Here is a 13197-nt window from a genome sequence, read left to right on the forward strand (position 1 = left end):
TACGAAAGAAATGGAAGTTATTCTCAAAACCGATATCGCGGGATTGGGTTATAAAAACGATCTGGTAACGGTTAAACCTGGCTACGGACGTAACTACCTGATTCCCCAAGGCTTCGCGGTAATGGCCAGCGAAACCAACAAAAAAGTACTGGCTGAAAACATCAAGCAAGCCGCTCACAAAGCTGAAAAGCTGAAGAAAGATGCTGAAGATTTAGCCGCAGCAATCGGCGATCTGACGCTGGAAATCCCTGCTAAAGTAGGTGAGAGCGGACGTATCTTCGGTCGTGTAACGAACACGCAAATCTCTGACACGCTGAAAACGAAAGGATTTGACGTAGATCGTAAGAAAATCACGCTGGATTCTGAAGTAAAATCACTCGGCGAATACACTGCTACGCTTGACCTCCACAAAGAAGTGAAGCACAAAGTGAAATTCGTAATCGTAGGCGAATAAGCTTCAATCCCTCTTAAAAAGCCCTGATCAGGATAATCTGGTCAGGGCTTTTTGTTTTTTACCCGTTTGCCTCTGGCACCCTCCTACTTCGCTACATTCGCTGTTGCAGATTTGTAATGCACAGGATTACAAATCCTTTCCAGACCGCTTTCGGATTGCCAATCCGAAAGAGCCACTTCAATACAGACTTGCCAACCCCAAAGGGGTTCAATGTCATTAGCTCCGTATTTCATACGTGAATCAGCCAGCCCGGTAGGCTTAGCCTACCAATTTTTGCGTCCGTAGCAAATGCTACGGACAACGCGTCCCGATAACTTTATCGGATTTACTTCACCGGAAACCGCAGCGGCGGCCGCTGAAAACGGCAAACCGAAAACTTAAAACTGATTTTCCTAGGTAAACGCCCAAGTCTTTTTACCTTTGCCTTGCTGAAAAGCCAAACTTTAGGGGTGCCCGTTGTTTCGGGCTGAGACATACCCTTTGAACCTGACCAGGTTAGGACCTGCGTAGGGAAAAGTGAGGAATCTATTTCTTTCCGGGAAAGCATCCGTACGCACGGCTGTTTTCGTACTTCTCCACTCGTTTCGTCTCTCCCCTACTGGCTTGTGCTTTCATGCGACATGAAACGTCCCATGACCGTATTTGTCAACAACCAAGCCGTTCAGACGAAAGACGCCGTGTCTTTACGTTCGCTGCTGACGCAACTAGAGCTTGCCGAGAAAAAAGGCATCGCCGTTGCGGTCAACAACGCCATTGTCCCCCGTCTTACCTGGGACCAATTCATCGTATCCGAAAACGAGAAAATCACTATTCTTCAAGCCACTCAGGGAGGTTAACATGAAAAACGAAAAACTGCCAACGCCTCAGACCATCACGCGGGAACCCCTTACCGGCTCCCGGAAGATTTACGTTCCCGGAACCCTGCACGACATTCGCGTCGCCATGCGGGAAATTACCCTTTCGGATACCATCAGCTATATTGGAGACAAGGAAGTGCGTCAACCCAATGCTCCCGTCACCGTCTACGATACCAGCGGCCCGTACACCGACCCTGAGGTGTCGATTGACCTGAAAAAAGGATTGCCCCGCTTACGCGAAAACTGGATTCAGGAACGCGGCGATGTTGAACAACTGTCTGGTTTCTCTTCCGAATACTGCCGTGAACGCATGGCCAATCGTAGTCTGGATTCACTCCGGTTTGACCACATTCGCTTGCCGTTACGGGCTAGAGCAGGCCAAAACGTTAGCCAGCTACACTACGCCCGCAAAGGCATCATCACCCCCGAAATGGAATACATTGCTATTCGGGAAAATCAGCGAATTGAGGAACAGTCTGCATCGCTAAGTCACCAGCATCCGGGTCAGAGTTTCGGAGCCAACACGCCTAAAAAGCTCATTACACCGGAGTTCGTTCGTCAGGAAGTAGCCGCTGGACGGGCCGTCATTCCTTCCAATATCAACCACCCAGAAAGCGAACCCATGATCATTGGCCGCAATTTTCTGGTGAAAATCAATACCAACATTGGTAACTCCGTGGTGACTTCCAGCATTGAAGAAGAAGTTGAGAAAGCCGTATGGAGCTGCCGCTGGGGTGGCGATACGCTGATGGATTTATCAACGGGCAAGAACATTCACGAAACCCGCGAGTGGATCATCCGTAACTGTCCCGTACCCGTGGGGACTGTACCCATTTATCAGGCTCTGGAAAAGGTAAACGGCAAGGCGGAAGACCTGACCTGGGAGATTTTCCGGGATACGCTCATCGAACAGGCCGAGCAAGGTGTAGATTATTTTACCATCCACGCCGGCGTGTTGTTACGGTACATTCCGCTAACGGCCCGGCGTGTCACGGGTATCGTTTCACGGGGCGGTAGTATCCTCGCGAAGTGGTGTTTAGCTCATCACAAAGAAAACTTCCTGTATACGCATTTTGAGGAAATCTGCGAAATCATGAAGGCGTACGACGTGTGCTTCTCCCTCGGCGATGGCCTGCGTCCCGGCTCGATTGCCGATGCCAACGATGCCGCCCAGTTCGCCGAACTCGAAACCCTGGGTGAACTCACGAAAATTGCCTGGAAACACGACGTACAGGTCATGATCGAAGGCCCTGGCCACGTACCCATGCACCTCATCAAGGAGAACATGGACAAACAGTTGGAACACTGTCAGGAAGCTCCCTTCTACACCCTGGGACCGCTCACGACGGACATTGCTCCGGGCTATGACCACATTACGTCCGGTATCGGAGCCGCCATGATTGGCTGGTTTGGTACGGCCATGCTGTGTTACGTAACACCGAAGGAACACCTGGGCTTACCCAACAAAAAAGACGTAAAAGACGGGGTAATTACCTACAAGATCGCCGCTCACGCCGCCGACCTGGCGAAAGGCCATCCGGGGGCTCAGTATCGCGATAACGCTCTGAGTAAAGCCCGTTTTGAGTTTCGCTGGGCTGATCAGTTTAATCTCTCGCTCGACCCGGATACGGCCCGTGAATTCCACGACGAAACGTTACCCGCCGAAGGTGCCAAACTCGCTCACTTCTGCTCCATGTGCGGCCCTCACTTCTGCTCAATGAAGATTACGCAGGAAGTACGGGCGTACGCCGAAGAGAATCAGTTACAGCACGAAGAAGTCTTCGACGAAGCAATGAAACACAAAGCGAAGGAATTTGTCGAACAGGGTGGAGAAATCTATTTATGATTCAGACCGAACGTCCGTACGTCCTCAGCATTGCCGGACTCGATCCCAGTGCCGGAGCCGGAATCCTCGCTGATGTGAAGGTTTTTGAATTGAATCAGGTGTACGGCCTGTCCGTCTGTACCGCCCTGACCATGCAGCACGACGCGGATTTCCGGGCTTTGGAATGGGTACCGTTACCGACGATTCTGAATCAGTGCCAGCCTTTGTTCGAACGGTATCCCATTGAAATTGTAAAGGTTGGTCTGATCGAATCGTTCGCCGTACTGGATCAGTTGACGGACTGGCTGCTTCAGCAAAATCCGGGTATACAAATCATCTGGGACCCCATTCTGAAAGCCTCTGCCGGATTTACGTTTCACGCAGAAAGCCCGTACGTAGCCTTTGAATCAGTACTACGACGCCTGCGAATCCTGACGCCCAACGCCTGGGAAGCTCAGCAACTAACCGGCATCGATTCGCCTCTGGAGGCGGCGAAAGTGCTTAGTCAGTACTGCTTGGTTTACCTGAAAGGAGGACACGTTGAACCCGTGGAAGAAACCGTTACGGATTATTTCCTTCGCGAAGGGGAAGTACTGGCCGCGTATCCGGCTCCTCATCTTCCGCAGGGTGAGAAACACGGCAGCGGCTGCGTACTGTCTTCGGCTCTGGCCGCCGGACTGGCCAAAGGGCAATCGATTTCAGAAACGGGTAGATCCACCCGTCAGTACATGAACCGCTATCTGGCCAGCACGCCGTATCTGCTGGGTTTTCATACACTATGACTATTAGTTCGTTTCACTACATCGTTACCCAACCCGAGCAGGCCGCAGTGGCCTGCTCGGCGGGGGCCGATTGGATTCAGCTTCGCCTGAAAAACAAACCGTACGAAGACTGGAAAGCCATTGCTCAGGAAACGCAGGCCGTTTGCCAGGCTTCGGGAGCCCGACTAATCATCAATGACAATCCGCATCTGGCCGGAGAAATCGGGGCTGACGGCGTACACCTGGGCAAAGAAGATATGCCCCTTGCTGAGGCTCGTAAGTTAGTAGGTTCGGAGGTGATTATCGGCGGAACGGCCAATACGCTCGAGGATATTGTTCGGCACTCCCAAAGTGGAGCGGATTACATCGGTCTGGGCCCCTATCGCTTTACCACCACGAAGGAAAAACTCAGCCCTATTCTGGGACTCGCTGGTTACAAAGGCATCATGGAAGCTTTGCAACAGCAAGGAATTTCCATTCCGATTATTGCCATTGGGGGAATTACACAAACCGATGTCCCACTCCTGCGGCAGGTGGGGGTTCACGGCATTGCCGTTTCCTCAGCCGTTTCTGCCGCGGCTGATCCCGCCGAACAAACCCGTTTGTTTTTAACTCTTTTGCATGCATCCGTCACTGACCATCGCCGATAAAACCTTCACGTCCCGCCTCTTCACGGGTACGGGCAAGTTTGGGTCTTCTTCACTCATGCGGGAAGCCCTGCACGCTTCGGGTACGGAGCTAATTACGGTAGCTCTCAAGCGAGTGGACGCTGCCCATACGCAGGGGGATGATTTGCTTTCCCACCTGCCGACGGCCCATCTGTTACCGAATACCTCGGGCGTACGAACGGCCCGCGAAGCCGTCTTTGCCGCCCAGATGGCCCGCGAAGCTCTCGAAACGCACTGGCTGAAACTTGAAATTCACCCCGATCCGCGATACCTGCTTCCCGATCCTATTGAAACACTCAAGGCGGCGGAAGAACTCGTAAAGCTGGGCTTTGTCGTCCTGCCTTATATCCACGCCGATCCCGTTTTGTGTAAGCGTCTGGAAGAAGTAGGCGTAGCCGCCGTTATGCCTTTGGGGGCTCCCATTGGAACGAACAAAGGCCTGCGAACGCTGGATTTCCTGGAAATCATCATCGAACAAAGTACCGTTCCCGTAGTCGTGGACGCCGGTTTAGGGGCACCTTCCCACGCCGCTGCCGCCATGGAACTCGGAGCCGACGCCGTACTGGTAAATACGGCCATTGCCGTTTCATCCGATCCAGTACGCATGGCTCAGGCGTTTAAACGAGCCGTCGAAGCCGGACGCATGGCTTACGAAGCCCGACTGGCCCAGCCCATTACCTGGGCTCAGGCCAGCAGTCCGCTAACGGCTTTTCTGGACGAGCTTTCGTAAGAATTCTCATTCGTAGCATTCACTACGGTTGTTGCCCTGTTGTAGGTCCGACCGTAAATCAGATTCTGGTATGTTTAAAGATTGGTTTGACCGCTATGCGTGGGATACGGTCGTTCGTGACATTCAGGAGACCACGCCCCAGCGGGTCGAGCAGGCCCTGGCAACGTCCAAACGCAGTCTGGATGATTTCAAGGCGTTGATTTCTCCCGCGGCTCTACCGTATCTGGAACCGATGGCCCAGCAAAGCCGCCAGCTCACGCAGCGGCGTTTTGGCAAGACGATCCAGATGTACGCCCCGCTGTATTTGTCCAACGAATGCCAGAACATCTGCACGTATTGTGCCTTTAGTCTGGATAATAAAATCCGCCGCAAAACACTGACGGATGAGGAAATATTGATCGAAGCTCAGGCCATTAAACAGCTCGGGTACGACCACGTGTTGCTGGTCACGGGCGAAGCCAATCAGACCGTGGGCGTTGCGTATATCCAGCACGCCATTCGGCTGATTCGTCCCTTGTTCGCTCATATTTCGATGGAAGTGCAGCCTTTGGATCTTCCGGAGTACAAAACACTGATTGCCGAAGGTCTGCATACCGTACTGGTTTATCAGGAAACGTACCACGAGGAAACGTACAAAACGCACCATCCCAAGGGTAAGAAATCAAACTTCCGCTACCGACTCGATACGCCCGACCGACTGGGCAAAGCCGGTATACATAAAATGGGATTAGGAGCCTTGCTGGGCCTCGAAGACTGGCGGGCGGATAGCTTTTTCACGGCTCTGCACCTGCAGTATCTCCAGAAAACCTACTGGCAAAGCAAATACAGCATTTCGTTTCCCCGTCTACGCCCCATTCAGCTTACGGATGAGGTACACCGCTTCAAGTCGTGCATGAGCGACCGTGAGCTGGTACAGCTGATCTGTGCATATCGGCTGTTCAATGAAGATGTGGAGCTTTCGCTTTCTACGCGGGAAACGCCCCGCTTTCGCGATCACCTCATTCAACTCGGCATTACGAGTATGAGTGCCGGATCAAAAACCAATCCGGGTGGCTACGCCGTCGAGCCGGAATCGCTGGAGCAGTTCGAGATTTCGGACGAACGTACGCCCGCTCAAATTTCATCGGTAATCCGTAATCAGGGATACGTACCGGTCTGGAAAGACTGGGACCCTTCTTTTGTATGAACGAAGACGAACTCAAACGATACAGCCGCCACATTCGCCTCCCGGAGGTGGGTCTGGCCGGACAGGAACGCCTGAAAAATGCCCGTGTGGCCGTCGTCGGGGCGGGTGGACTGGGTTGCCCGGTACTGCAATACCTTACGGCAGCGGGCGTAGGGACGCTGGGCATCATCGACGGGGATACGGTCGAACTGAGTAATCTTCAGCGACAGATTCTGTTCTCAACCGCTCACATGGGTCGTAATAAGGCCGAAGTGGCGGCGGAAGTTTTGTATCAGCAAAATCCACATCTCGAATACGCCGTTCATGTCTGTTTCCTGACGCCTGAAAACGCCGAAACAATTCTGGCCTCTTATGATTTCGTCGTGGATGGTTCCGATAATTTCGCTACGCGGTATCTGGTCAATGATGCCTGCGTATTACTGGACAAACCGCTGATTTTTGGCTCGATTTACAAATTTGAGGGGCAGGTCAGCGTCTTCAATTACCGGGGTGGTCCCACCTACCGCTGCCTGTACCCAGAGCCTAGTGAACTGGAAGCCTGTAGCATCGTAGGCGTCCTGGGCGTTTTACCGGGCTTGACGGGTTGCCTGATGGCCACTGAAGTGATCAAACTGATTACGCAGATTGGTGAGCCTTTAAGCGGAACACTTCTGACGTTCAACGTACTGAACTTTTCCTTTTTCAGTTTTTCCTTTGCGTTGAATCCGGAAAACCAGCGGATCACCGCGTTGTCCGCCCCCGTGGAAATCATACCGGAGCTTTCCGTTGAGGAATGGCTCGCACGAATGAACGCAGATGAATCGTTGTTTCTGCTTGACGTTCGGGAGCCTCAGGAGTATGAACTGGATCACCTCGGTGGTCATCTTATTCCGCTTTCGGAATTGTCTGACAGCTACGAAAGTCTACCTCAAGATCATACCATCCTCGTTCACTGTCAGTCGGGCGTTCGCAGCAGAAAAGCGGTTCAGTTTTTGCAGGAGAAAGGATTTACGCGGGCATACTCCTTACGCGGTGGCATTCAGGCCGTTCGGGACTCAGCGAACCTGACTTTTCAATTCCCGTAAAGTGGCTACCGGATCCGGGTTTTTCCAAAGTGCTCCCATAACCGCAGCCCCGTCGAAACCGGCCTGCTGTAGTCGTGCGATGGTTCCGGCGTGTACGCCTCCCAAAGCGATCAGTTGGGGCAGCGGTTCCGTAGCTGCCGAGCGAATCGCCGCGATTTGCTGTTGCAGCTGCTCCAACGGCAGTGAAGGACCGTAACCGGGCTTACTGATGCTGGGAAACACGGGACTAAAAAACACCAGCGTTGCCCGTCCCGCCCACTTCGGCCACTGAGCTAGATCGTGAATACTGGTCGAAAAAGGGGCACACGACTTCAACGCCGCCTGTTCCCGTTCTTTCACGTGCCAGCGATGGGCTCCCGGAATCGGGGTAGCCGAAGCCACTAAAATGCGTTCAGCGGATGAATGCGGTGGCGGGTCCGCCATGAGGTTGGTTTTTCGCCAGTACAGGTAATCCAGACCCGTTTCGAGCAATGTTTCGACGAGTGAAGACGGCAGAGGTGTATCTTCAGTGATACCCACCAATAGAAATGATTTCATAGTTGTAGGCGTAAAATCAGCGTGCCGTCGGTTTTTTTTACCTGTATACGCCCGAGTTCCTGCCTATCCACTACAAACGGCTCATTCACCCGTAAAGCCGATTTAAACTGTACGGAAAAAAGTCGTAAGGGCTCGTGGAGAGACTGTTTTTCCAGCTCCGACAGTACCAGCAAGCCGGGGACTAAAGCCGCCGGACCGCGATGAATCGGGTTGTCGTCTCCCGTATGTTGCAGGTAGGCATCGATTTGAGCTTTGGTACAAAAGTTATCTCCTGCCTCCTGTAGTACCGAAACGGAAATTGGTTCAGTGGGTGGTTTTACCAGGAGCACAGTCAATTGATCCGCTCCCAGTGGGTGGCGTAGTACCACCATTCGGGCATTTCGCCAGTGTAGGCCCTGTTCCGTTTGCGAAGAAGCGGTTACCTCCAGCCGAGCGATTACGTACCCCCATAAGTCGGGCGACCGAAATGATTTCAGCACGTCTGCAATGGCCAGTGCCCGCGTAGAAGATTTATTCATAACCTAACGAAAAAGCCCGGCGTATACCGGGCTTTTCTGTCAATCAAACGTATTAGTTAACGGCCAGCTGAGACTGAAAGTCTTTCCAGGCAGGCAGAATCTGATCTTTTTCGGATACGATGGGAGCTTCGATCCCGTACTTTTCAAATTCCCAGTCGATACCCAACTCCGGGTCATTCCATAACAGACCTGACTCGGCGGGTTTATTATAAAGATGAGTACATTTGTACATAAACGTCGCTTCTTCAAGGGCAATGAATCCGTGAGCAAACCCTGGTGGTACCCACAGCATGTTCCCACGTTCTGCCGTCAGCAGAAATTTTTCGTGCTGGCCAAACGTCGAAGAATCGGGGCGGATATCCACCACCACATCGAGGACTTTTCCCTGTGTACATCGCACCAGTTTCCCTTGAGCATGGGGTGCGTGCTGACAGTGCAAACCACGTAACACGCCTTTTTTAGACCAGGAGTGGTTATCCTGAACAAACTGGCTAGCTGTTGGCAGGCCCGCCTGCGTGAAAACAGGCTCATTATACGACTCCCAAAAAAAGCCGCGTTCATCTTCAAAAATCCGGGGGAAAAGTTCAACTAATCCGGTTAGGTGACCAGGACGAAATTCCATGCAATGAGCGAAAGGGTTGCGAGTTTGAAAATAGCAAGACAATTTTGCCAGACAAAAATAGAAAAATCCTTAACCCAGCTGTGTTTTTCTTAACGAAAGTTTACGCAGCGGTTTGCTGAATGTATTGTCGGATTCCTGATGCTCAGCAAGGATCGCCATATCACCCTTTTTCATTTTCCCGTGACTCGTTCTGAACTTTTCGCTCAAATCAAAGCCAAGTCCTCCTACCTCTGCGTGGGTCTGGATACGGACATCCAGAAAATACCCGCTCACCTTCGTGCGGAACCCGATCCGATTTTTGCTTTTAACCGGGCTATCATCGAAGCTACGCAGGCGTACGCCGTCGCTTACAAGCCCAATCTGGCTTTTTACGAAGCTCTGGGTCCGAAAGGCTGGGAAAGTCTGCAAAAAACGTTGGAAATTATCCCGAAGGAATGCTTCACCATTGCGGATGCCAAGCGGGGCGATATTGGGAATACGTCCGGGCTGTACGCCCGGGCTTTTTTTGACAAATCGGCTTCCGGACTGGATTTTGATTCGGTAACCGTTGCTCCGTACATGGGCGAAGATTCCGTGAAACCTTTTCTGGACTTTCCGGGCAAATGGGTGATTCTACTTGCCCTGACTTCCAACGCCGGAAGTGCTGATTTCCAACGCCTCGAAGTCGTTAAAAATGTGGAAGCCCCGCATGCCCGAGCTTTATTTGAGCAGGTCTTGATGACCTCCCAAAACTGGGGCAGCCATGATCAGCTCATGTACGTAGTCGGAGCTACCCGTGCCGACCAACTCCAGCGGATTCGCGAGCTGGTTCCCGAGCATTTTCTGCTCGTTCCCGGTGTAGGAGCCCAGGGCGGTAGCCTGGAGGACGTGTCACGCTATGGCATGAATCGCCAGTGCGGCCTGCTGGTCAATTCTTCCCGAGCCATCATTTACGCCTCTTCGGGTGCTGATTTTGCCGAACGGGCCGCGGATGAAGCTCGTAAGGTACAACAGGAAATGGCTGGGTATTTAGAGGAATTTTTATAGGCGAATTTCTTAAATAATCTGGCGGATTACATTCTTGATATTCAACTCCACAATATCAACCATGCTGTTACACTTCAGATACAGTTTGTTTTGGTAGTAATCCGCCAGTCCTTTTTTCAAGGCTACAATATTTTCGGGCGTAGACAGCGGATTTCGGTTTGCTACGTCCCGTAAATGAGCCAGTCGGTGCCTTTCGCTGCGAATGCGGTGTACGAGCATGGACCGTTCCTCCTGTTGGTACTGCCAGACGGTCTTATCCGTCAGGTGCTCCATCGCCAGTTTCACGTACGGCAGGTTTTCCTTGAAAAACTGGGGCATGTATACCCGGCGATTCCCTTCATAGAATTGCTGATCGAAATCAATACAGCGAATCCGAAACTGAAAGTCATCATAATCAGGTGTAATCTGCCAGACGAAATTGTACGAACGCATGTCGCCCAGTAACATGATCAGGCAACGTTCGTTAAACTTCACAAACTCTTTGGCAATCCGGATCCGATTGTATTCGGTATTCTGCATGTATTTATGGTGAAAAATGTCACCCGGAATGCCCGCAATGTGTTCTTCAACCAGGGTCGTATGATCGACAAGGTAATTGACGTGGTTAGGCGAAAGCGTGTGTTCCAGTTCCAGCCCATAGATCCGGGAAGCGTCGGCCTTTTTGACGTAGAAGTAATCGTATACGTCGTTTAAGCGATTCACAATTCGAATCCGGAAGGGATGCGTGTTTCCAAAGGTACAGTAGTCAATCCGGTCAATGTATTTATGCTCGACGATATGAATATTTCCCGAAGTATTCAGCATGGCGTACATTTTCTTCAGGCCATTGTGAATCCGGTCGATGTCGTAGGGCGGATAGACAGGAGATTCCCAGAGGGTATCTTTTCCGTGTTTATCAATCACTGGAATCGTTTCCCGAAAATTCATCAGGTCGTTATAGCCAATGGGAAGCCGGACCTCCCGCTGATAGACATGCAGGTATTTATGCAGTTCCGCACTAATTGGGAAAATAGGCTTCTTCTTATGAATAATGACGTCCTGACTCATATCCTTTTTAAACAAAGATACTGTTTCTTCCAGCTTCAAACTAACTAACCGTAGCTAGGAATCATCCCTTTTCTATCGGTAATCAACAAATTCAACCTCTGACTTCCAAAATAAAAATTGACAAAAATCAATTTTTATTAACTTAATACAAACGTCTGATATTCAGTTATTTATTAAATAATTCAACCTTTATAATACGCTTTGATTATACAAAAATTAAAACTACGTTAAAACCATATTAAAATTATGTAGTTAGGTTAGCAATAGTTTAACAAATGTTAGTGCCCTGAACCCACACCGCCATTCCTCTATCGCTAACGCTTTCAAACTTCCTGCTAAACATGGTACATGCGTACAAAGGCATCCGCAAGGTCGGAGCCATCCTTACTCTGGCTTCCCTCGTCGCCCTGCAATCCTGTACAGATCACCGCACCCCACCAGACCCACTGCCTAATCAGAAGTTTTTTGGTCTTACTGCCGGCAATCAGTTGCTGGAACTCAACGTTCAGTCGCCCAACGCTCCTACGCGAACCCTGAGGATCGGCGTTCCGCAAAATGAACGAGTATTAGCCATCGATTTTCGTCCGGCCACGGGTCAATTGTACGCGGTAACCGACGCCAGCAAGCTCTATACCATCAACCTGACGGAAGGAGCTGCCGCCGGTACCGCTACACAGGTAGGTTCTCAGCCTTTTTCGCCCGCCCTCGATGGTACCGAAGTAGCCTTTGACTTTAACCCTACCGTCGATCGCATTCGTCTGGTTACGAACAAAGGTCAAAACCTGCGACTGCATCCCGAGACGGGAGCTACCGCAGCAGTAGACGGAATGATTAACGGCATTAGCGGAGCGACCATTACGGCGGCCGCCTATACCAATAGCAAATCAGGAGCCACGAGTACGGTTCTGTACGATATTGATCCCGCTACCAATCAGTTATATAAACAAGATCCGCCCAACAATGGGACGCTCGTTCCGGTAGGTCCCCTGGGACTGGACGTAGAAGCCGTGGGTGGCTTTGACATCGCTCCGGATAATTCCTTTACGCTGGCTTCCGTGAAAGTGGAAGGCAAATGGGAAATTACGCAGGTGGACGTAGGAAATGGCAGCCTGAAAAAACTGGGCGACCTGAGCCAGGAATTATTAGGTATTGCCCTTCCTCCACAGGCGGTAGCGTACGCAGTAGATGCTGCAAGTAATGAATTACTGATTTTCAACCCGATGGATGCCTCCTCCGTAGTGGCCAAACCGATCACGAATATTCAGCCCGGCGAGAAAATTCTGGGCATTGACTTCCGTCCGGCTACGGGTCAGTTATATGCCCTGGGTAGTACCAGTCGGGTTTATATTCTCAACACTTCATCGGGAGCCGCTGCATTAGCGGCCGGTACGGGTGAGCTAAGTGTGAAGCTAGAGGGTACGGATTTCGGCTTTGATTTTAATCCGGTAGCAGATCGCATCCGCATCATCAGCAATACGGGTCAGAACCTGCGGGTAAATCCAGCAGATCTGGTCGCTACCGTTGATGGAAAACTCAACCCCGGTACACCTACGGTGACCGCTTCGGCGTATACCAACAACTACGCCGGTACCACGGCTACGACGCTTTTCAACATTGATACCAATACCGATCAACTCACCCGGCAGGTACCCCCGAACGATGGTACGCAAGTAGCCGTAGGGGCCACGGGCGTAGACGCAACGGGTGCCAACGGTTTCGACATTGGCGGTACGACGGGCAATGCCTGGGCTCTGCTTCGTTCCGGTGGTAGCACGTCTCTGTATAAGGTAAACCTGACTTCGGGTCAGCTAACGCCAGCGATTCCCTTTAACCGCAGCGTAAGCGGCTTTGCGTTAGGACTTGGTTTTTAAGTTTTACGTCAAGAAAGTAAAAAGGTACGGA

General features: G+C 51.4%; 14 protein-coding genes and 1 riboswitch. Of the genes, 10 read left to right on the plus strand and 4 right to left on the minus strand.

Going from position 1 to position 13197, the window contains the following annotated elements; translation table 11 throughout:
• The first annotated feature begins 10 nt into the window (after positions 1 to 10).
• From rplI to moeB, 8 genes are all read left to right on the plus strand, one after another.
• A complete protein-coding gene (gene rplI, locus BWI97_RS07660) occupies positions 11 to 454 on the plus strand; it encodes a 50S ribosomal protein L9 (RefSeq protein WP_094810765.1) in 444 nt (147 codons plus the stop codon).
• 435 nt (positions 455 to 889) lie between these two features.
• A riboswitch (TPP riboswitch) is annotated at positions 890 to 984 on the plus strand.
• A 102-nt stretch (positions 985 to 1086) separates the two neighbouring features.
• On the plus strand, positions 1087 to 1290 hold the full coding sequence (thiS, locus tag BWI97_RS07665; protein ID WP_094808180.1) for a sulfur carrier protein ThiS: 204 nt from the start codon (positions 1087 to 1089) through the stop codon (positions 1288 to 1290).
• A 1-nt stretch (position 1291) separates the two neighbouring features.
• A complete protein-coding gene (gene thiC, locus BWI97_RS07670) occupies positions 1292 to 3157 on the plus strand; it encodes a phosphomethylpyrimidine synthase ThiC (RefSeq protein WP_102200591.1) in 1866 nt (621 codons plus the stop codon).
• Positions 3154 to 3918 carry a hydroxymethylpyrimidine/phosphomethylpyrimidine kinase gene (locus BWI97_RS07675; protein WP_102200592.1) on the plus strand — a complete coding sequence of 255 codons (765 nt, stop codon included), beginning with the start codon at positions 3154 to 3156 and terminating at the stop codon, positions 3916 to 3918. The genes thiC and BWI97_RS07675 overlap by 4 nt, the downstream gene beginning before the upstream one ends.
• Positions 3915 to 4547 carry a thiamine phosphate synthase gene (locus tag BWI97_RS07680; protein WP_102200593.1) on the plus strand — a complete coding sequence of 211 codons (633 nt, stop codon included), beginning with the start codon at positions 3915 to 3917 and terminating at the stop codon, positions 4545 to 4547. The genes BWI97_RS07675 and BWI97_RS07680 overlap by 4 nt, the downstream gene beginning before the upstream one ends.
• A complete protein-coding gene (locus BWI97_RS07685) occupies positions 4519 to 5295 on the plus strand; it encodes a thiazole synthase (RefSeq protein ID WP_102200594.1) in 777 nt (258 codons plus the stop codon). The genes BWI97_RS07680 and BWI97_RS07685 overlap by 29 nt, the downstream gene beginning before the upstream one ends.
• A 70-nt stretch (positions 5296 to 5365) precedes the next feature.
• Positions 5366 to 6481: a 2-iminoacetate synthase ThiH gene (thiH, locus tag BWI97_RS07690; protein ID WP_102200595.1), complete on the plus strand. Its 1116-nt coding sequence runs from the start codon at positions 5366 to 5368 to the stop codon at positions 6479 to 6481.
• A complete protein-coding gene (moeB, locus tag BWI97_RS07695; RefSeq protein ID WP_102200596.1) occupies positions 6478 to 7545 on the plus strand; it encodes a molybdopterin-synthase adenylyltransferase MoeB in 1068 nt (355 codons plus the stop codon). The genes thiH and moeB overlap by 4 nt, the downstream gene beginning before the upstream one ends.
• On the opposite strand, the gene BWI97_RS07700 is transcribed toward moeB, so the two are convergent.
• The 3 genes from BWI97_RS07700 to rfbC are packed head-to-tail and all read right to left on the minus strand — an operon-like array spanning position 7516 to position 9222.
• On the minus strand, positions 7516 to 8082 hold the full coding sequence (locus tag BWI97_RS07700) for a thiamine phosphate synthase (protein ID WP_102200597.1): 567 nt from the start codon (positions 8080 to 8082) through the stop codon (positions 7516 to 7518). The genes moeB and BWI97_RS07700 overlap by 30 nt on opposite strands.
• Complete coding sequence (locus BWI97_RS07705; RefSeq protein ID WP_102200598.1) at positions 8079 to 8600, minus strand: hypothetical protein; 522 nt, start codon at positions 8598 to 8600, stop codon at positions 8079 to 8081. Before BWI97_RS07705 ends, BWI97_RS07700 begins: the two co-directional genes overlap by 4 nt.
• A gap of 52 nt (positions 8601 to 8652) precedes the next feature.
• Positions 8653 to 9222: a dTDP-4-dehydrorhamnose 3,5-epimerase gene (rfbC, locus tag BWI97_RS07710; protein WP_094808171.1), complete on the minus strand. Its 570-nt coding sequence runs from the start codon at positions 9220 to 9222 to the stop codon at positions 8653 to 8655.
• A 180-nt stretch (positions 9223 to 9402) separates the two neighbouring features.
• On the opposite strand from rfbC, the gene pyrF reads away from it, so the two are divergent.
• Positions 9403 to 10248: an orotidine-5'-phosphate decarboxylase gene (pyrF, locus tag BWI97_RS07715; RefSeq protein WP_102200765.1), complete on the plus strand. Its 846-nt coding sequence runs from the start codon at positions 9403 to 9405 to the stop codon at positions 10246 to 10248.
• A gap of 9 nt (positions 10249 to 10257) precedes the next feature.
• On the opposite strand, the gene BWI97_RS07720 is transcribed toward pyrF, so the two are convergent.
• Positions 10258 to 11295, minus strand: coding sequence for a hypothetical protein (locus tag BWI97_RS07720; RefSeq protein WP_102200766.1), 1038 nt, complete (start codon positions 11293 to 11295; stop codon positions 10258 to 10260).
• 341 nt (positions 11296 to 11636) lie between these two features.
• Between BWI97_RS07720 and BWI97_RS07725 the strand changes: the two genes are divergently transcribed.
• Positions 11637 to 13166: a DUF4394 domain-containing protein gene (locus BWI97_RS07725; RefSeq protein WP_102200599.1), complete on the plus strand. Its 1530-nt coding sequence runs from the start codon at positions 11637 to 11639 to the stop codon at positions 13164 to 13166.
• The last annotated feature ends 31 nt before the right edge of the window (positions 13167 to 13197 follow it).

This window comes from Siphonobacter sp. BAB-5405 (assembly GCF_002872335.1).
Lineage (GTDB): Bacteria > Bacteroidota > Bacteroidia > Cytophagales > Spirosomataceae > Siphonobacter.

What these genes read in the sequence shown, in the direction of transcription:
- rplI (WP_094810765.1), top strand. Translation starts at nt 11, where the DNA reads ATGGAAGTTATTCTCAAAACCGATATCGCGGGATTGGGTTATAAAAAC.
- BWI97_RS07725 (WP_102200599.1), top strand. Translation starts at nt 11,637, where the DNA reads ATGGTACATGCGTACAAAGGCATCCGCAAGGTCGGAGCCATCCTTACT.
- BWI97_RS07720 (WP_102200766.1), bottom strand. Translation starts at nt 11,295, where the DNA reads ATGAGTCAGGACGTCATTATTCATAAGAAGAAGCCTATTTTCCCAATT.
- BWI97_RS07705 (WP_102200598.1), bottom strand. Translation starts at nt 8,600, where the DNA reads ATGAATAAATCTTCTACGCGGGCACTGGCCATTGCAGACGTGCTGAAA.
- rfbC (WP_094808171.1), bottom strand. Translation starts at nt 9,222, where the DNA reads ATGGAATTTCGTCCTGGTCACCTAACCGGATTAGTTGAACTTTTCCCC.
- thiH (WP_102200595.1), top strand. Translation starts at nt 5,366, where the DNA reads ATGTTTAAAGATTGGTTTGACCGCTATGCGTGGGATACGGTCGTTCGT.
- BWI97_RS07675 (WP_102200592.1), top strand. Translation starts at nt 3,154, where the DNA reads ATGATTCAGACCGAACGTCCGTACGTCCTCAGCATTGCCGGACTCGAT.
- BWI97_RS07685 (WP_102200594.1), top strand. Translation starts at nt 4,519, where the DNA reads ATGCATCCGTCACTGACCATCGCCGATAAAACCTTCACGTCCCGCCTC.
- moeB (WP_102200596.1), top strand. Translation starts at nt 6,478, where the DNA reads ATGAACGAAGACGAACTCAAACGATACAGCCGCCACATTCGCCTCCCG.
- BWI97_RS07680 (WP_102200593.1), top strand. Translation starts at nt 3,915, where the DNA reads ATGACTATTAGTTCGTTTCACTACATCGTTACCCAACCCGAGCAGGCC.
- thiC (WP_102200591.1), top strand. Translation starts at nt 1,292, where the DNA reads ATGAAAAACGAAAAACTGCCAACGCCTCAGACCATCACGCGGGAACCC.
- BWI97_RS07700 (WP_102200597.1), bottom strand. Translation starts at nt 8,082, where the DNA reads ATGAAATCATTTCTATTGGTGGGTATCACTGAAGATACACCTCTGCCG.
- thiS (WP_094808180.1), top strand. Translation starts at nt 1,087, where the DNA reads ATGACCGTATTTGTCAACAACCAAGCCGTTCAGACGAAAGACGCCGTG.